Origin of the sequence: Vibrio sp. THAF190c (genome assembly GCF_009363355.1) — a bacterium.
Classification (GTDB): Bacteria; Pseudomonadota; Gammaproteobacteria; order Enterobacterales; family Vibrionaceae; genus Vibrio; species Vibrio fortis_A.
Genome location: NZ_CP045338.1, coordinates 2149458 through 2167580 on the forward strand (window position 1 = coordinate 2149458; position 18123 = coordinate 2167580).

The window sequence follows — 18123 nt, forward strand, 5'->3', positions numbered from 1 at the left end:
TAGAAGACAACTAGGAGTTACTACGTGGCCAACACACTTTATGACCGTACAATCGCTTTCGCTGGAATCTGCCAAGCAGTCGCTTTGGTTCAACAGGTAGCAAAAGACGGCTATTGTGATAAAGATGCCTTTGAAGCTTCACTCAGTGCGATTTTAAATACCAACCCAGCGAATACTGTGGGCGTATTTGGTCGCGAGTCCAACTTAAAGCTTGGTCTAGAGTGCCTAGTAAAAGGTATCGATAGTACTCCTGCAGGCAGCGACATCACGCGTTACATCATTAGTTTGATGGCACTTGAGCGTAAGCTGTCAGGTCGTAATGATGCAATGTCTCAGCTAGGCGATCGCATCCAAACCGCAGAGCGCCAAGCTGAGCACTTTGATCTTTTTGATGAGCAGATGGTAAGCAACCTAGCGAGTATCTACCTTGACGTGGTAAGCCCGATTGGCCCGCGTATTCAGGTCTCAGGTACACCTTCAGTTCTTCAACAGACATCAAACCAACACAAAGTACGTGCCCTGCTTCTTTCAGGGATCCGCAGTGCCGTTCTTTGGCGTCAAGTAGGAGGCAAACGTCGCCACCTAATCTTCGGACGCAAGAAGATGGTTGAGCAAGCTCAAATCCTCTTAGCAAGAATGTAATACACCAGCTCGCGCACTGTCGCGAGCTTATTCTTTGTACCAAAACAACCCTCACGCAAACGTTTGCGCAATGTGCGTGACAAACTGCAAAGTTACTGGTATAAAGCTCACAAAATTTAGAAACTCAATTCAGGAGAACACCATGGAACTGTCAGCATTGACTGCTGTTTCACCAGTAGACGGCCGTTACGGAAGCAAGACAACTGCACTTCGCAGCATCTTTAGTGAGTTTGGTCTACTAAAGTACCGCTCTATCGTTGAAATTCGTTGGCTACAAAAGCTTGCGGCAACAGACGCAATCGCAGAAGTACCGGCATTCAGTGCAGAAGCAAACAAGTTTCTAGATGAACTAGCAGCAAACTTCTCTGAAGAAGATGCAGCACGCATCAAAGAGATCGAGCGTACGACTAACCACGACGTTAAAGCGGTTGAGTACTTCCTAAAAGAGAAAGTAGCTGGTGTTCCTGAGCTTCACGCTGTAAACGAGTTCATCCACTTTGCATGTACTTCAGAAGACATCAACAACACGTCTCACGCGCTAATGCTGAAAGAAGCTCGTGACGAAGTGATTCTTCCTGAAATCCAAAACATCATCGATGCTATCAAAGCACTTGCTGTTGAGTACCGCGACATCCCTCTTCTATCTCGTACACACGGTCAGCCTGCTTCTCCATCAACAATGGGTAAAGAGATGGCAAACGTGGCGTACCGTATGGAGCGTCAGTACAAGCAAATCGCGAACGTTGAAATCCTTGGTAAGATCAACGGTGCTGTAGGTAACTACAACGCTCACCTTTCTGCTTACCCAGAAGTTGATTGGCACCAGTTCTCTGAAGAGTTCATCACTGAGTCTCTAGGCGTAACGTGGAACCCATACACAACTCAAATCGAACCACACGATTACATCGCTGAACTATTCGATGCAGTTGCACGTTTCAACACAATCCTAATCGACTTCGATCGTGACGTTTGGGGCTACATCGCTCTAGGTCACTTCAAGCAGAAGACTATTGCTGGTGAGATCGGTTCTTCAACTATGCCGCACAAAGTTAACCCAATCGACTTTGAGAACTCTGAAGGTAACCTAGGTCTAGCTAATGCTGTATTCGGCCACCTAGCACAAAAACTGCCTATCTCTCGCTGGCAGCGTGACCTAACTGACTCTACGGTTCTTCGTAACCTAGGTGTTGGTGTTGGCTACGCGATCATCGCATACACTTCTACTCTGAAAGGTATCAGCAAGCTAGAAGTTAACCGCGAAGCACTACTTGCAGAGCTAGACCAAAACTGGGAAGTTCTTGCAGAACCAGTACAAACAGTAATGCGCCGCTACGGTATCGAAAAACCATACGAGAAGCTAAAAGAGCTAACTCGCGGTAAGCGTGTAGACGGCGAAGCAATGCGTAACTTCATCGACGGTCTTGAGCTTCCAGAGCACGAGAAAGCACGTCTGAAAGAGATGACGCCAGCTAACTACATCGGTCAAGCAATCGAGCTGACTGACAAGCTGTAATTCGAGATTCAAATACAATGGTATAAGAAGGCTTCCCTTGTGGAAGCCTTTTTTGTATCTGTTGGTAGTTGCTAACCATGTTCAGTGGCAAACCAAAACTGAATTAATCTATTGATACAGACGTAACCCAAAGCAACCACAAATCAAACAGGTCAAAGTCGTACCGTCACCAATAATCAGAACCATTGATTCGGAAATAAAAAAGGCCTCCCGAAGGAAGCCTTTCAATTACAAATCTCTTTAAGATTACATGTTACGTAGAGATGCAATACGCTTGTCTAGTGGTGGGTGGCTCATTAACAGCTCACTCAGAGACTTCTTACCATTGATACCAAATGCCATCATCGAACCTTCAAGCTGTGGCTCGTGACTTACCTTTAGACGCTCTAGAGCAGCAATCATCTTCTCTTTACCCACTAGGCGCGCTGCACCTGCATCGGCGTGGAACTCACGATGACGGCTGTACCACATTGTGATGAAGCTCGCTAAGAAGCCAAAGATTAGCTCAAGAACCATAGACACGCCGAAGTACACCATCATGTTGCTGCCACCCTCTTCTTCGTTGTCATTAGAAGCAACGATGTTCGCGATGAAGCGAGACAGGAAGATAACGAACGTGTTCACAACGCCTTGCATCAAAGTCATTGTTACCATATCACCGTTTGCGATGTGGCTAACTTCATGAGCAAGTACCGCTTCAGCTTCGTCACGAGTCATGCTGTGCAGCAGACCCGTTGATACCGCAACCAGTGAATCATCGCGTTTAGCGCCGGTAGCAAATGCGTTGATGTCTGGTGAATCATAGATAGCGACGGTTGGCATGCCGATACCTACTTGTTGAGCTTGGCGGCTTACTGTTTCCATCAGCCAATGTTCTGTTTCATTGCGAGGGCTCTCAATCACCATACCGCCAACAGAACGTAGAGCCATTCCTTTTGACATCATCAAAGAAATGAAAGAACCACCGAAACCGAATACGGCAGCCATCACGAGCAATCCTGAAAGGCTGCCAGGCTGCATCCCCGTTACAGCGTATACAATATTAAGAACAACACTTAGTACCAATACAACCGCTAAGTTGGTTGCAAGGAACAACATTACTCGCTTCATTACTTATCTCCGCATGAAAGCTGTTTTATAAAAACTTATCATTATAGACAAAGCCAACAGGATGAATGTCGCGCTTTGAACACTTCTATTTACTTATACATATAGTCTAAGAATTAGAAAACAAGGTTAAGCATTAAATTGCAACATTTAATTACTAGACCGTATTCGATTTAGACTTGGGTATTAGACCTAAGTCGTATAGAGAACATCGACTGATCCGTTTACAGTGTGCCTAGATGATTTATTGGCTAGTCCGAGTAACAAAAGGAAAGGATCATGGTTGAAGGTACTAACACTCAAATGGCTATTGATTTACTGTGTTGTCACTTAGGTATCACTGAAGAAGAAGCAAAGAAACAGATTGGTATCGTGACGCCAGAGGCTGCACAAAATAATATTACAGAGACACAACAGGCGTTGATGGGTCTAACTAAAGACCACTAATACCGCTCAGCGATCTTCTGGCTTAAGAGATCGACAGATAAACGAAAGGGCTGCAATTGTGCAGCCCTTTTCAATTTTTGGTCTTCAGCGAATGACTTATAAAGCCATTAGAGGCTGAACATCAATGTACTTACCAATGTTCTTCGATTTCGCTTTTGGTACATATGGGATCTCACCCAATTTCGGAGCACCTAACTTATCTTCTAACATGGCGATGATGTCAGCGTAATGCTCTGTACCTGGATTAATTCTGTTTGCAACCCAACCGACCAGGTTAAGGCCATCTGCACGAATAGCTTCTGCTGTTAATAGAGCATGGCTTAAACAACCTAGTTTAATACCCACAGTCAATACAACTGGAAGCTGCTCTTTCTTAACCCAATTAGACAAGCAAACGTCATCAGATACCGGTACGCGCCAGCCACCAGCGCCTTCAACTAGCACAAAGTCAGAGTTCTGTTTGTGTTGCTCTAGTTTTTGAGAAAGCACCGCTTCATCAATTACAACACCGTCACGCTTAGCTGCGATGTGAGGAGAAGCCGGAAGCATCAATGCGTATGGGTTAACATCATCGTAATCGATGTCTTGAGTTGCCGCTTCTTGAAGATGAAGAGCGTCGCTATTACGCGCGCCTTCTGGGTACTGCTCACAACCCGCTGCGACAGGCTTGTAGCCAATCGTTGAAAGTTCTTTCGCGGCAAAAGCTTGTAAGATAGCTTTTGAAACCACGGTTTTGCCCACTTCGGTATCCGTACCTGCAATAAATAATGCATCAATCATAATTGAATAACCCCTAAACAAACTTGATATGTTGCTGGTAAGAAACCTTGATGGTTTTGAAATGTTCGATACTCTTGCTCGACAAGCTGCAGCATTCTTCTACTGGTCAGACCTTGTGAGCGCCCACTTACGTGGTTGGCACCAATCCCCTTAAGGTCGCGCATTAATTCAAACGCTGAATCGTACCATACTGTGATGGAGGGCAAGTCTAGTAGATGGTGGACACAGCTAGATTGCGCTAACGCAATTTTTACCTGATTGGCGGTAATAAAGTGGTTGACGTGTTGATGTGAGTCAATTTTACTCCATGCCTTTTTCAACTCAATCAGAGAACCATCTAACAAGGTAGAAAAAGCAATAGAGCCACCTTGGCGTGTCACTCTCTTCATTTCTCGCAATGGCATGGAGAGATCATCACACCACTGTAGCGCCAAGCTAGAGAACACCAAATCAAAACGGTCATCCTCAAACGGTAAGGCTTCAGCATCCGCTTGCTGATAAACAGCTACGCCATCTCCACATCTCTGTTTGGCTTGTTCTAACATACCTAATGACAAATCGGCGCAGACAACCGTAGCTCCTCGCTCAATAAGTCGTTTGGAGAAATAACCTGTCCCACACCCTAGGTCTAATACCTGATAGCCAGTTAGATCGTTAGGTAACTTATCGAGAAGGCGCTGACCTACGTCACGCTGGAATTCAGCATGTTTATCGTAATTTTTAGCAGCTTTTCCGAAGGCATCTGCGATCGCCTTTTTATCTTGGACAGTGTAATTATCTACGACGGCTTGCTGTGACATTTACTCTACCTCACGTTGCGTTTCTAACGCACTTTTTAACGAATGAGTCAGCTGGGACACTTGCTCTGGGCTATGATTGGCCGTCAATGTAATTCTGAGACGAGCAGTCCCTACTGGCACTGTCGGCGGACGAATTGCGGTCATCCAAATGCCACTCTCTTTCATTCGGTTTGCAATACTAATAGCATGCTCTGACTGGCCGACCATAAATGGCTTTATCGGCGTATTGGTTTCGATGTGACCCTTCAGCCCCTTTGTACCTTCATGATAAATCGCCTGTAGCTCATTCAATTTATCTCTGCGCCATTGCTGAGTCTGTATCATTCGACATGCAGTGCTTAACGCAAAAGCTTGAGCCGGTGGAATCGCCGTTGAGTAGACGTGATGCCTTGCGAACTGGGTTAAGTAATCCCCAACCTCTTTACTACAAAGAATCGCTGCGCCAGACAAACCAAAAGCCTTACCAAATGTCACCACCAGTAACTCAGGTTTTACTCCTGCAGCCGCACAGCTACCTGCACCGTATTCGCCCAATATACCAATACCATGAGCATCATCGACGGCTAACCAAGCATCGCTCTGCTCAGTCACTCTAGCGACTTCATTCAATGGCGCTTGGTCACCATCCATACTAAAGACACCTTCAGTGACCACTAATGCATTTTCTGAAACAGCAAGCTGCGAAGCCAAATGAGCAACATCATTGTGCTTGAAGCGCTTCATTTTCGCAGGAGACAACGCCCCCGCTTCCATAAGCGAAGCGTGATTTAAGCGGTCTTGAATGAGAGTGTCGTTTTTGTCGAGAAGGGAAAACAACAACGCTTGATTTGCGCTGAAGCCTGAGCTGAACAGAATTGCACGCTCATAGCCTAACCATTCGCACAGCTGGGACTCTAGGTTTTGGTGCGCAGCGCTAAAGCCTGTCACCAATGGTGAAGCACCACTACCAGCCCCGTATTGACTCAACCCATCCTGCCAAGCAGAAACCAGCTCTGGATCATTCGCCAAGCCTAAATAATCGTTACTAGAGAAGTTACTATATACCTTCGAGTCCAACTCAACTTCTGAGCGGCTCACCGGATTAAGCACATTAAGCTGACGGTTAAGCCCTTGCTGAAGACGATCAGTAAGGGCTTTTTGAATACGAGAGTTAAACGCTGGCATCGTAGAACATGTCATCTTTCGTTGGACGAGCCGCAACGCGCTCAACCACTTGATCTAACAGTTCGTTTTCTTGGATTTCATCTGGCTTTTGTGTCACTTCTTGGCTGTTGATACCCAGCTTCTTGAAAAGCTGCATATCGGTGTCTTCATCTGGGTTTGGTGTAGTCAGTAGCTTACAACCGTAGAAGATAGAGTTCGCTCCCGCCATAAAGCACATCGCTTGCATCTGTTCATTCATGTTTTCACGACCTGCAGACAGGCGAACTGCCGATTTCGGCATCATGATACGAGCAATTGCGATAAGCTTGATGAAGTCGAAAGATTCAACGTCATCGACGTTTTCCATCGGCGTGCCTTTCACTTTTACTAGCATGTTGATTGGCACACTCTCAGGGTGAACAGGGAGGTTAGCAAGCTCAACAAGTAAGCCAGCACGGTCATTGGTGCTCTCACCCATACCGATGATACCGCCAGAACAGATCTTCATACCTGCATCACGAACGTGAGATAAGGTATCTAGACGGTCTTGGTAAGTACGAGTCGTAATGATGCTACCGTAGAACTCAGGAGAGGTATCCAGGTTGTGGTTGTAGTAATCCAAACCTGCATCAGCCAATTCACCCGCCTGCTCCGGTGTTAACATGCCCAGCGTCATACAAGTCTCTAGCCCCATGCCTTTCACGCCTTTGATCATCTCTGTTAGATGAGGCATATCACGCTCTTTCGGGTTCTTCCATGCAGCACCCATACAGAAACGCGTAGAGCCTGCGTTTTTCGCTTTTTGAGCGGCATCGAGCACGCGTTCAACTTCCATCAAACGCTCTTTATCAACATCAGTGCGGTAGTGAGCACTTTGTGGACAGTATTTACAGTCTTCTGGACAAGCACCGGTTTTAATAGAAAGAAGTGTACTCACCTGCACGTGGTTGTGCAGTTGGTACTGTCTATGAACGAGTTGAGCTTCAAACATCAAATCCATAAACGGTTTTTCAAGCAGAGCCTTTACTTCAGCTACTGTCCAGTTATGACGAACTTCCACGTGTCGATCCTTTTCTTTTATCTTATTTTGCGCAAATCCACTTTGAGGTTTTGCATTTATGCTTGGCTAGTCTACCGACAAGCTTTAGACTGTCAACACATTGATAAAAACAAAAGTTTACAATCGGTTAATTTTCAACCAAATCAAACATGGAAATCGCTATGGATCTCGCCTTTGATCGCCAGCACATCTGGCATCCCTACACTTCGACCCTCACACCTCTGACCTGCTATCCGGTTGTTGGAGCCGAAGGGGTTTTACTAGAAATGGAAGATGGTAAGCGAGTAATTGATGGTATGTCTTCTTGGTGGTCCACCATCCATGGATACAACCACCCGGTGCTAAATGAAGCTGCGCACAGTCAAATTGATAAGGTTTCACATGTTATGTTCGGTGGTATTACTCATCAGCCAGCAATCGACCTATGTAAAAAGCTGCTGAAGCTCGCGCCCAATAATTTGGAACATGTATTTTTGGCAGACTCGGGCTCAGTCGCTGTTGAGGTGAGCTTAAAGATGGCCTTGCAGTACTGGCATGCAAAAGGGCAACCGCGCTCCAAGTTTTTAACGCTAAGAGATGGCTATCATGGCGATACTTTCGCTGCGATGTCAGTGACAGACCCAGAGAACTCAATGCATAGTCTGTACAAAGGATTCCTGCCGGAACATATCTTTGCGGCTTCTCCAAAAACTGGTTTCTGGGATAAATGGAACCCGGACGACATCAGCAGTTTCAGAGAAGAACTCAGCACCCATCATCAAGAAATTGCCGCGGTGATCTTAGAGCCTATCGTACAGGGTGCCGGCGGGATGCGTATTTATCATCCAGAGTTTCTAAAACAGGTGAGAGAACTGTGTGATGAATTTAATGTACTGTTAATTCTTGACGAAATTGCCACAGGCTTTGGTCGCACGGGCAAGCTGTTTGCCTGTGAGCATGCAGATATTCAACCGGACATTCTATGTGTTGGTAAAGCACTGACTGGGGGGTATATGACCCTTTCAGCGACGCTTGCAAGCAAAGACGTAGCTGATACGGTGTGTGGCGGTGAAGCCGGATGCTTTATGCACGGTCCTACCTTCATGGGCAACCCACTCGCGTGTGCCGTTGGTGCAGCAAGTCTTGGGTTAATCGAACAAGGTGATTGGCAATTACAGACGAAACAAATCGAATCACTTTTTTCAGAGCTGCTTCCAAAACTCAAACAACATGAGTTGGTCAAAGACGTTCGTTGGTTGGGCGCGATTGGTGTAGTGGAAACTCACACGCCCGTTGATATGGAAGAAATACAAGCTCACTTTGTTAACCATGGGGTATGGATCCGACCTTTCGGAAAACTGATTTATATGATGCCTCCATTTATCAGTGAATCGCATCATATCGAGAAACTAGTCTCCGCCATAGATAGTGCGCTTCAACGACCAGAATGTTTTCAATAAGCGAGCAATGCACTCATGCATTAAAGTATGAACGGTTGTCCGTCAAAACAACCGTTCATATTAACTGCTAACTCGTTTCTGTTAGCTCATTGTTTTTTTGGAACAATTCATCGCAACTGGCTATCTTTACTCGCTCGGCGATTAAACAAGGCGTGTTGGTGAGAGGTATGCTCCAACATTGACTGGCACTCAATACACAAGCGTATCCCTTGCATCGCCAATCGTCTTTTCTCTGGGATCTCGTCACCACACTCATCGCAATAATGAGCACTTTCTCCAGTCTTGATGTTACCTCTCACGCGAGAGATCTCATCGGAAATGGTATCTTGAATTTGCTGGCTAACACTGTCGTCGCCAGCCCACCCTACAGCCATATGCCCTCCTCAATATCGTTATGAGAAAATCAATTCCTACCGCGGTAGGCGACCATTATACGAGCAATATCTATTGGATATAATCTAGTGCGCAAGCAAATAACTATTACTTATTTGTAACAATGACTAGATTCGGGCAATAAAAAACCCAGCGCAGTGGCTGGGTTTCAATATCAAAGGTTAACTCATTAACCGATGTGCGTTACGCCGCCCATGTACTTCTGAAGTACTGTTGGGATTGCGATACGGCCATCTGCTTCTTGGTTGTTCTCTAGAATCGCTACCATGGTGCGACCTACAGCAAGACCAGAACCGTTTAGTGTGTGTACAAGCTCAGGTTTCTTCTCACCTTTACGACGGAAACGCGCTTGCATACGGCGAGCTTGGAAGTCCCACATGTTTGAACAAGATGAGATTTCACGGTAAGTCTCTTGAGCTGGAACCCAAACTTCTAAATCGTAAGTTTTCGCTGCGCCGAAGCCCATGTCACCTGTACATAGAACCACTTTACGGTAAGGAAGCTCTAGAAGTTGTAGAACTTTCTCAGCGTGACCTGTTAGTTCTTCTAGTGCTGCCATTGAGTCTTCTGGCTTAGTAATTTGTACCAGTTCAACTTTGTCGAATTGGTGCATACGGATAAGACCACGAGTATCACGACCGTAAGAACCTGCTTCAGAACGGAAACAAGGCGTGTGAGCTGTCATCTTAAGTGGCAGTTCTGCTTCTTCCGTAATGGTATCGCGAACTAGGTTCGTTACTGGAACTTCCGCAGTTGGGATAAGCGATAGTTTCTTAAGAGGAACATCACTTACCTGCTCTGTTAGCGGGCTTGTGTGGAACAGGTCTTCACCGAACTTAGGTAATTGACCAGTACCGTATAGGCTGTCGTGGTTCACTAGGTACGGTACGTACATCTCTGTGTAACCGTGCTCATCAGTGTGAAGGTCTAGCATGAACTGAGCAATTGCACGGTGTAGACGCGCAAACTTCCCCTTCATTACGATAAAGCGAGAACCAGAAATCTTAACCGCGCTTGCGAAATCAAGACCACCAGAAAGCTCACCAAGATCAACGTGATCTTTTACTTCAAAGTCGTAAGTCTTTGGCTCACCCCAACGAGAGATCTCTACGTTGTCATCTTCGTCTTTACCTGCTGGTACTGACTCGTCTGGCAGGTTAGGGATTGCCATTGTGATCGCTTCAAGCTCACCTTGAAGATCTGCTAGTGCAACTTTAGCTGCGTCTAGTTCAGAACCTAGGTTACCTACTTCTGCAAGGATGCGCTCAGCTTCTTCGTGATCGCCTTTCGCTTTTGCTTGACCAATGGACTTCGAGCGAGAGTTACGTAACGCTTGCAGTTCTTCAGTTTTCATTTGAAGGGACTTACGTTTTTCTTCAAGTTCACGAATTGTCTCTACATCAAGGTCAAAGCCTCGACGTGCTAATTTTGCCGCTGTTTCATCCAGCTCAGCTCGAAGTAATTTAGAATCCAGCATTGCTAATCCTATGCTTTAGTTATTTGAATATTCAGTAGCTTGACCACTGAAACACCACTAAACCGCCAAAATTGATGATTATTTCATCATTTTTTAACGATTTAATCTGAATTTTATGACTAGGTTAAGATATCCAAAAAAGGCTACTTTTCATAGCGTTTTTGTGGGCTTTTTGCGTCCAAATCCGCCAGATAATCTAGCTTCTCGCCAATCTTGGTCTCTAAGCCTCGTTTTGTTGGGAAATAGTACTGACGCTCACCCATTTCTGGTGGTAGATACTTTTCCCCTGCCGCGTAGGCCCCAGGTTCGTCATGAGCATAACGGTATTCTTGCCCATAGCCCATGTCCTTCATCAAACTTGTTGGCGCATTTCTTAAATGATGAGGCACTTCGTACTCAGGTAAGTTATGTGCATCGGTAAGCGCCTGCTTCCAAGCAGTGTAAACAGCGTTACTCTTTGGTGCACAAGCAAGGTAGACAACCGCTTGAGCAATCGCGCGTTCGCCTTCTGCAGGGCCAATACGAGTAAAGCAATCCCAAGCCGAAATCGCAACCTGCATGGCTCTTGGGTCAGCGTTACCGATATCTTCTGAGGCAATCGCCAATAGACGTCTCACGATGTACAAGGGATCACAACCAGCAGCAATCATACGTGCCGACCAATATAATGCAGCATCTGGGTTTGAACCACGAATGGACTTATGTACTGCTGAAATCAAGTCGTACCAAATATCGCCTTTATTATCAAAACGAGCCACCTTCTCACCAGCGACTTCTGCTAGTAATTGAAGCGTAATTGACTTGCAGCCTTGCTCATCATCCTCAGCCATATCGTAAAGTAGCTCAAGATAGTTCAGTGACATGCGCGCATCGCCATTCACCAACTCAGCTAAACGATCTAATACGTTGTCTGCAAAGTGGGCACTTACATCACCTAGACCACGCTCTTTATCTTCAATGGCTTGGCGGATCACGAGATTGATATCATCAGTGTTGAGAGAAGTCAGTTTGTAGACACGCGCTCTCGAGAGCAAAGCGTTATTGAGTTCGAAAGACGGGTTTTCGGTTGTCGCTCCAATAAAGGTAACGGTGCCATCTTCGATATGCGGTAAAAACGCATCTTGTTGGCTTTTGTTGAACCTGTGCACCTCATCCACAAACAAAATAGTTCGACGGCCCGCTTGCTTGTTCTCACGAGCTTTATCAATCGCTACGCGAATGTCTTTCACACCCGAAGTAACCGCTGACACGCGCTCGACTTCAGCATTGGCATAATTCGCCGCCACCTCAGCTAAAGTCGTCTTTCCGGTACCCGGTGGTCCCCACAAGATCATGGAGTGAATATGACCAGCTTCGAGCGCTCGACGCAGAGGTTTACCCGGTCCCAAAATATGCTGTTGACCGATGTACTGCTCAACCGTTTCTGGTCTCATACGAGCAGCAAGGGGACGAAAATCTTCGTCCCCCGAAAAGTCTAAACTGTAGTTACTCAATGGCTATCTCTTGATTCACTATTAAATTGGACAACACTAAAGAATCAGTTTCTTTGGTCGTCAACTTCGACACCCTCTGGGGCGACGAAAGTAAAACGATCACTGCTTGGCTTGCCCAGTTCAACATTACTGAATGTGAACTCACCTTTTTGACCGTCCTGCTCAATGACATTAAAGCCTTGAACGATGCCTTTGTCGTTGATCTGAATTTGGAAATCTCCTTGATTCGAATCAACAGCCGTTGGCTTGAGTGTAAATAGGTTACCCGATTGGGTTACATCGTAGTTATCCCAATCACTCTGTTGGTTGCGAGTAAGCAATACAAATGGAGTTTGCGCCGTTGCTTGTTCTTGCCAGTAGATGCTGACTTGCTCAATAAACGGGCTGTAGTACCAGAGGCTTTGACCATCAGAGACTAATAGGTTTTCATCTGGGAACGTTGTTTCCCAGCGGAATAAGCTTGGACGTGCAATTTCTACTGTACCCTCTCCTTCCATGACAACATCGCCATCAGGGCTTGTAACAACCTGTTTGAAATCAGCACTAAAACCTGCGTTTAGCGCTAGTCGGTTGCTCAGTTCTTCCTTCGGTGAAGCGAAAACGGAAAAACTCATAAATAGAAGTGCGAGTGCTTTTTTCATTAATTATCCTGTTACAAGGTAAATCGGTCATAAAGCTATGACCGATCATTGAGGGTTGAGTTCCTATCTACGCAATTAAGCGATTACTCTTTCGGCGGCGCTGGCGCTAATACCTCACGGTTGCCATTGTGGCCTGGTGGGCTCACGATACCTTGAGCTTCTAACTGCTCAACAATGCGAGCCGCACGGTTATAACCGATCTTAAATCGACGCTGAACACCCGACACCGAGCCACGACGTGACTGAACCACATGCTCAACAACCTGATCAAACAATGGGTCAACGTCTTCATCACCCTCCATTTTCTCTCCCGGAAGCAGAGTTTCAGGAGTCTGTTCACCGTTGGTAATTTCATCGATGTAGTTCGGCTTACCACGTGCTTTCCAGTCGTTAACGACAGCATGTACATCATCATCTGATGCGAATGCACCGTGAACACGAATGGTATGACTTGAGCCCGGTGGTAGATACAGCATGTCACCCATACCCAAAAGCGATTCTGCGCCACCTTGATCCAAGATAGTACGAGAGTCGGTTTTCGTCGATACAGTAAACGCCACACGAGTCGGAATGTTTGCTTTGATCAAACCAGTGATAACATCAACCGATGGGCGCTGCGTAGCAAGAATCAAGTGAATACCTGCTGCACGTGCTTTCTGAGCTAAACGAGCAATGAGTTCTTCAACTTTCTTACCCACCACCATCATTAAGTCGGCAAATTCGTCGACAACTACCACGATGTAAGGCAGTTTTTCAAGCAGTGGAGGCTCAGGGTCCATACTGTCGCCTGCTTGCCACAATGGATCATGAATTGGATGTCCCGCTTCCGCCGCCATTTTCAGCTTATCGTTGTAACCTTTAATGTTACGTACGCCCAACGCTGACATCAGCTTATAACGTCGCTCCATCTCGCCCACACACCAACGCAGCGCGTTTGATGCATCTTTCATATCCGTAACCACTTCTGATAGTAGATGCGGGATACCTTCGTAGATAGAAAGCTCAAGCATTTTCGGGTCAATCATAATGAAGCGCAGATCTTCAGGCGTTGCTTTATACAGCATACTCAGAATCATTACGTTCACACCCACCGATTTACCTGAACCCGTGGTACCTGCCACCAGCACATGAGGCATTTTTGCGATATCAGCAATAACCGCTTCACCCGCGATGTCTTGTCCCATCACGACCGTTGTTGGTGATTTAGCATCAATAAACTGTTGGCTACCCACCACATCAGAGAAGAACACGGTTTGTCGACTCATGTTCGGTAGCTCTAAACCTACGTATGGTTTGCCCGGAATAACCTCCACTACGCGGACTGCCATAGCAGACAGAGAACGCGCCAAGTCCATAGAGAGACTTGAGATTCGACTCACTTTCACACCCGGTGCAAGATCAAGTTCAAATCGAGTAATAACTGGGCCAGGGAAAATATCCACCACCTCAGCTTTAATCTTATAGTCAGCGAGTTTTGACTCAACCAGACGAGCGATATCTTCTAGAGCATCGCGGTCAATAAAGTTGTCACGCTTCTCTGGGTGATAGAGTAACTCTAGGGTCGGCATCGGTGACGTTGGTTTAGGCAGATTAGGCTCTTTTTGAACCAAGAACGGATTTTGCGCTGCCGCCATATTCGCCTGAGCTTCAGAAACAATATTCTGGAACGCCGCAACATCTTGGTCTGGGTGTGCAGGCACTTCTTCCGTTACTTCTTCCCAAGGCAAGTCAATCGCCTGCTCTTCAACTTTATCTACATCAGTATCCGTCTCGTTCCAATTACTTTCATCAATACTAGATTCTCGACGAGGTGTCTCTTCAAAAGAAGTTTCTTGAGCAATCTCATTTTCAACAGCAGGTTGCTCAATGAACATAGGTTCTGGAACAACTTCTGGCTCTGGGTCCGAAGTAAACGAGACTTGTTCTACTGGTTCACTGTTTTGTAACGGCTCCGCGATATATTCGGGTTCTTGTTCAACAATCGGCTCTGGCGCAACTTGAGGCTCCACAGGCTGCTCTTGCATGTACTCTTGATAAGCTGCTTGCGAATGATGCGCTTCTGCTTGCGCCTGCTCGGCTAAGTCATCCTCATCCATCGCAGCATGCTCTAGTTGTTCAATAGTCGCATTCAGCTGCTTAGAGCGCTCTACACCTTCTTCCAATGGCTCTTCCGGTGCATGATAAACTGGCTCAGGTCTTTCAACTGGCTTAGGCGCTTCTATTGGTTGAGGCTCAACGATCTCTTGCGTAAACACAGCTGGTTCTATAGGAGATGTTTTAACTGCAGCTTCAGGCGCTTTTTCAGGCATATGAATATTAAAGTGGCGCTTGGGCTCTTCTGCCACTGGCATTTCAACTTCTGGCTCAGCGGTTGCTGAGAAGTGTAGGCTCGGATCGCTCGTCAGTGGGTCGTTGGTTTCTTCAATCTCTTTAGCAATACCCTCAATTGGCGGATTCGACGCCTCAAGTTGTAACTCGTCGTGCTGCTCTGTTTCTCTCAGTTCTGGCTCCATTACCTCTTGGTCGTGGCCACGTACTTTGTTCACAAGGGCGGTAAATAGACGGATTGCAGAATCACCTAACCATTCAACAATGCTTAACCAAGAGATACCTGTTAATAGAGTGAAGCCCGCTCCCCACAAAAAGAGCAGCACTAATGTAGAGCCTAAGATGTTTAACGTTGGCAACGCTAAGCTTGTTAGAACGTCACCAATGACACCACCTGATGAAAAATACCAGATATCATCAAAGTTGATATCTGCCAAACCACAGCTGGTTAATAGAAGAATCGTGAGGCCAAGTAAGCGAGTACCCCATAACATGAAGTCGATGGTTTCATCTTCGTCGCGCTTGCGGAAAAGAACCCATGCCGCCAGCGTAATAAGAATAGGGAGAGGGTAAGCGAGAGAACCAAAGACAAAAAACAGGGTATCAGCTAACCAAGCACCAACATAGCCGCCTGCGTTTTGAATGTCACCACCCCAAGCCGTTTGAGACCAAGATGGATCTGCCGGATTAAAAGTCAGCAATGCGACAGCAAGAAGAATTGAAAACAGTACACCTAGAATCAGGCTGCACTCTTTTAAGCGTTGGGTACCAGTCAAACGAGAAGACTGAGGCTCTTCACTCGTTTTGATGATTGTTTCGACTTTGTTGCCGCTCTCTTTGAACATAAACCAGCTTTATAAATGTGTTTGATAAAAACTACTGTTGATTTAACCATATCAAACGGAAAAACCCAATTCCAGAAAGCAAGAAAGCGGAAACTAAGTTCCGCTTTCTTGCTGTTCGACCATTGATGATTAACGAGTTTTAATCACCAGTTGGTTGGTTTGTTTCACTTCTTCCATTACCACGTAAGTACGAGTGTCGTTAACACCAGGTAGACGCAATAGCGTATCACCTAGGAGTTTACGGTAAGCACCCATATCCGATACACGCGTTTTTAGAAGATAGTCAAAGTCACCCGACACTAAATGACACTCTTGGATGTCGTCTAGTTTTTGAACGGCAGTGTTAAATTGTTCAAACACATCTGGCGCACCGCGGTTCAATGTGATTTCAACAAACACCAATAGTGATGCATCTAAGTACTGAGGATTAAGCAGCGCTGTATACCCTGTAATGTACCCTTGACGCTCCAAACGACGAACACGTTCAAGACACGGAGTCGGAGAAAGACCCACACGTTTTGAGAGTTCAACGTTCGAAATACGACCGTCTTTTTGCAACTCATTAAGAATGTTGCGGTCGATACGGTCTAGTTCCTTGGACGGCTTCTTATAGTTGTCTGCCATTTTTTATTCCACCTTATTACTTCCTTGCAAAAAAATATACTACAACTTTTTAATATTCAGTATCAAATTTTATCTCAACATATCTATACTAGATATTAATTCGACAGAATTACCCTACACACAGTTAATACAACTACTATAGATTATACAACCAAAATAAAATGAGGATTCAGGATGATTATTGGCGTACCTAAGGAAATCAAAAACCACGAGTACCGTGTTGGTATGATCCCAGCTAGCGTGAGAGAACTAATCTCACATGGTCACCAAGTTTTTGTTGAAACCAATGCCGGCAACGGTATCGGCTTTTCAGACGATGATTACATCGCTGTAGGCGCATCCATTCTTCCTACTGCTGCTGACGTGTTCGCGAAAGCAGATATGATTGTAAAGGTTAAAGAACCTCAAGCTGTCGAGCGAGCTATGCTTCGTGAAGGGCAAATATTATTTACTTATTTACACCTTGCACCAGATTTTCCACAAACTGAAGAGCTTATCAAGAGCAAAGCTGTCTGCGTAGCCTATGAGACTGTAACAGATAATATGGGTCGCTTGCCACTATTAGCGCCAATGTCTGAAGTTGCAGGTCGCATGTCTATTCAAGCAGGTGCACAAACTCTTGAGAAATCTCACGGCGGTCGTGGTCTTCTACTTGGTGGCGTTCCAGGTGTTGAGCCAGCAAAAGTTGTTGTTGTCGGCGGCGGCGTAGTAGGTGCTAACGCAGCTCGTATGGCTGTTGGCCTACGTGCAGACGTAACTATCCTAGACCGTAACGTTGATACACTTCGTCGCCTAGATGAAGAGTTCCAAGGCCGCGCTAAAGTGGTTTACTCTACTGAAGACGCTATCGAGAAGCACGTTCTAGAAGCTGACCTAGTTATCGGCGCTGTACTAATCCCAGGCGCAGCTGCTCCTAAACTAGTGACTAAAGAGCACATCGCTAAGATGAAGCCAGGCGCAGCAGTCGTTGACGTTGCAATCGACCAAGGTGGTTGTTTCGAGACTTCTCACGCAACAACACACGCAGAACCAACTTACATCGTTGACGACGTAGTTCACTACTGTGTTGCTAACATGCCAGGTGCCGTTGCTCGCACTTCAACATTCGCACTAAACAATGCAACACTTCCTTACATTGTTAAACTAGCGAACAAAGGCTACCGTGAAGCACTTCTAGAAGACAAAGGCTTCCTAGAAGGTCTAAACGTTATCCACGGTAAAGTAACTTGCAAAGAAGTTGCAGAGAGCTTTGACCTAGAATACGTAGACCCAGCTGAAGCTATCGCAATGTTCAACTAAGAAGATTGCTAGACAGTTTTGACTGACTAGAAATGTAAAAGCCAGCTTGATTCTTTTCAAGCTGGCTTTTTTATATGTTATAGCTAGCAACA

General features: G+C 45.9%; 16 protein-coding genes. 5 read left to right on the top strand and 11 right to left on the bottom strand.

The features are described 5' to 3' along the window. The first annotated feature begins 24 nt into the window (after nucleotides 1-24). Complete coding sequence (gene hflD, locus FIV04_RS09555; protein WP_032552093.1) at nucleotides 25-642, top strand: high frequency lysogenization protein HflD; 618 nt, start codon at nucleotides 25-27, stop codon at nucleotides 640-642. Nucleotides 643-784: 142 nt separating this feature from the next. Continuing rightward, entirely contained in the window at nucleotides 785-2155 is a 1371-nt protein-coding gene (gene purB, locus FIV04_RS09560) for an adenylosuccinate lyase (protein ID WP_150894097.1), read from the top strand. A 246-nt stretch (nucleotides 2156-2401) separates the two neighbouring features. Here purB and htpX read toward each other — a convergent pair whose 3' ends face one another. Continuing rightward, the gene (htpX, locus tag FIV04_RS09565) at nucleotides 2402-3265 is read right to left on the bottom strand and encodes a protease HtpX (protein ID WP_032552091.1); all 864 of its coding nucleotides are present in this window, start codon (nucleotides 3263-3265) and stop codon (nucleotides 2402-2404) included. A gap of 276 nt (nucleotides 3266-3541) precedes the next feature. Between htpX and FIV04_RS26920 the strand changes: the two genes are divergently transcribed. Beyond that, nucleotides 3542-3709 carry a hypothetical protein gene (locus tag FIV04_RS26920; RefSeq protein ID WP_167332347.1) on the top strand — a complete coding sequence of 56 codons (168 nt, stop codon included), beginning with the start codon at nucleotides 3542-3544 and terminating at the stop codon, nucleotides 3707-3709. Nucleotides 3710-3805: 96 nt separating this feature from the next. Here the strand turns inward: FIV04_RS26920 and bioD are convergent, their stop codons facing one another. The 4 genes from bioD to bioB are packed head-to-tail and all read right to left on the bottom strand — an operon-like array spanning nucleotide 3806 to nucleotide 7492. Next, nucleotides 3806-4489, bottom strand: coding sequence for a dethiobiotin synthase (bioD, locus tag FIV04_RS09570; protein WP_032552090.1), 684 nt, complete (start codon nucleotides 4487-4489; stop codon nucleotides 3806-3808). Next, nucleotides 4486-5289, bottom strand: a complete 804-nt coding sequence (gene bioC / locus FIV04_RS09575; protein WP_150894092.1) for a malonyl-ACP O-methyltransferase BioC — start codon at nucleotides 5287-5289, stop codon at nucleotides 4486-4488. Before bioC ends, bioD begins: the two co-directional genes overlap by 4 nt. Next, the gene (bioF, locus tag FIV04_RS09580) at nucleotides 5290-6453 is read right to left on the bottom strand and encodes an 8-amino-7-oxononanoate synthase (RefSeq protein WP_152469559.1); all 1164 of its coding nucleotides are present in this window, start codon (nucleotides 6451-6453) and stop codon (nucleotides 5290-5292) included. After that, a complete protein-coding gene (bioB, locus tag FIV04_RS09585; RefSeq protein WP_152469004.1) occupies nucleotides 6440-7492 on the bottom strand; it encodes a biotin synthase BioB in 1053 nt (350 codons plus the stop codon). Before bioB ends, bioF begins: the two co-directional genes overlap by 14 nt. Nucleotides 7493-7653: 161 nt before the next feature. Between bioB and bioA the strand changes: the two genes are divergently transcribed. Continuing rightward, entirely contained in the window at nucleotides 7654-8931 is a 1278-nt protein-coding gene (gene bioA / locus FIV04_RS09590) for an adenosylmethionine--8-amino-7-oxononanoate transaminase (protein ID WP_152469005.1), read from the top strand. A 107-nt stretch (nucleotides 8932-9038) separates the two neighbouring features. Here the strand turns inward: bioA and FIV04_RS09595 are convergent, their stop codons facing one another. From FIV04_RS09595 to lrp, 6 genes are all read right to left on the bottom strand, one after another. Next, entirely contained in the window at nucleotides 9039-9305 is a 267-nt protein-coding gene (locus FIV04_RS09595) for a DksA/TraR family C4-type zinc finger protein (RefSeq protein ID WP_152469006.1), read from the bottom strand. A 188-nt stretch (nucleotides 9306-9493) separates the two neighbouring features. Next, nucleotides 9494-10801, bottom strand: coding sequence for a serine--tRNA ligase (serS, locus tag FIV04_RS09600; RefSeq protein WP_032552084.1), 1308 nt, complete (start codon nucleotides 10799-10801; stop codon nucleotides 9494-9496). 143 nt (nucleotides 10802-10944) lie between these two features. Then, nucleotides 10945-12294, bottom strand: coding sequence for a replication-associated recombination protein A (locus tag FIV04_RS09605; protein WP_152469007.1), 1350 nt, complete (start codon nucleotides 12292-12294; stop codon nucleotides 10945-10947). A gap of 44 nt (nucleotides 12295-12338) precedes the next feature. Next, nucleotides 12339-12935 (bottom strand): outer membrane lipoprotein chaperone LolA, encoded by a 597-nt coding sequence (gene lolA, locus FIV04_RS09610; protein ID WP_152469008.1) that lies wholly within the window; start codon nucleotides 12933-12935, stop codon nucleotides 12339-12341. A gap of 83 nt (nucleotides 12936-13018) precedes the next feature. Next, nucleotides 13019-16108, bottom strand: a complete 3090-nt coding sequence (locus FIV04_RS09615) for a DNA translocase FtsK 4TM domain-containing protein (RefSeq protein WP_152469009.1) — start codon at nucleotides 16106-16108, stop codon at nucleotides 13019-13021. Nucleotides 16109-16237: 129 nt separating this feature from the next. After that, nucleotides 16238-16732, bottom strand: a complete 495-nt coding sequence (lrp, locus tag FIV04_RS09620; RefSeq protein ID WP_004734558.1) for a leucine-responsive transcriptional regulator Lrp — start codon at nucleotides 16730-16732, stop codon at nucleotides 16238-16240. A 174-nt stretch (nucleotides 16733-16906) separates the two neighbouring features. On the opposite strand from lrp, the gene ald reads away from it, so the two are divergent. Continuing rightward, on the top strand, nucleotides 16907-18031 hold the full coding sequence (gene ald / locus FIV04_RS09625) for an alanine dehydrogenase (RefSeq protein WP_032552080.1): 1125 nt from the start codon (nucleotides 16907-16909) through the stop codon (nucleotides 18029-18031). Nucleotides 18032-18123: the final 92 nt, after the last annotated feature.

Excerpts from the sequence above, each read along its gene's own strand:
- serS (WP_032552084.1), bottom strand. The coding sequence starts at position 10,801 with ATGCTGGATTCTAAATTACTTCGAGCTGAGCTGGATGAAACAGCGGCA.
- FIV04_RS26920 (WP_167332347.1), top strand. The coding sequence starts at position 3,542 with ATGGTTGAAGGTACTAACACTCAAATGGCTATTGATTTACTGTGTTGT.
- htpX (WP_032552091.1), bottom strand. The coding sequence starts at position 3,265 with ATGAAGCGAGTAATGTTGTTCCTTGCAACCAACTTAGCGGTTGTATTG.
- lrp (WP_004734558.1), bottom strand. The coding sequence starts at position 16,732 with ATGGCAGACAACTATAAGAAGCCGTCCAAGGAACTAGACCGTATCGAC.
- purB (WP_150894097.1), top strand. The coding sequence starts at position 785 with ATGGAACTGTCAGCATTGACTGCTGTTTCACCAGTAGACGGCCGTTAC.
- bioA (WP_152469005.1), top strand. The coding sequence starts at position 7,654 with ATGGATCTCGCCTTTGATCGCCAGCACATCTGGCATCCCTACACTTCG.
- FIV04_RS09615 (WP_152469009.1), bottom strand. The coding sequence starts at position 16,108 with ATGTTCAAAGAGAGCGGCAACAAAGTCGAAACAATCATCAAAACGAGT.
- bioD (WP_032552090.1), bottom strand. The coding sequence starts at position 4,489 with ATGATTGATGCATTATTTATTGCAGGTACGGATACCGAAGTGGGCAAA.
- ald (WP_032552080.1), top strand. The coding sequence starts at position 16,907 with ATGATTATTGGCGTACCTAAGGAAATCAAAAACCACGAGTACCGTGTT.
- lolA (WP_152469008.1), bottom strand. The coding sequence starts at position 12,935 with ATGAAAAAAGCACTCGCACTTCTATTTATGAGTTTTTCCGTTTTCGCT.
- bioF (WP_152469559.1), bottom strand. The coding sequence starts at position 6,453 with ATGCCAGCGTTTAACTCTCGTATTCAAAAAGCCCTTACTGATCGTCTT.
- bioC (WP_150894092.1), bottom strand. The coding sequence starts at position 5,289 with ATGTCACAGCAAGCCGTCGTAGATAATTACACTGTCCAAGATAAAAAG.
- FIV04_RS09595 (WP_152469006.1), bottom strand. The coding sequence starts at position 9,305 with ATGGCTGTAGGGTGGGCTGGCGACGACAGTGTTAGCCAGCAAATTCAA.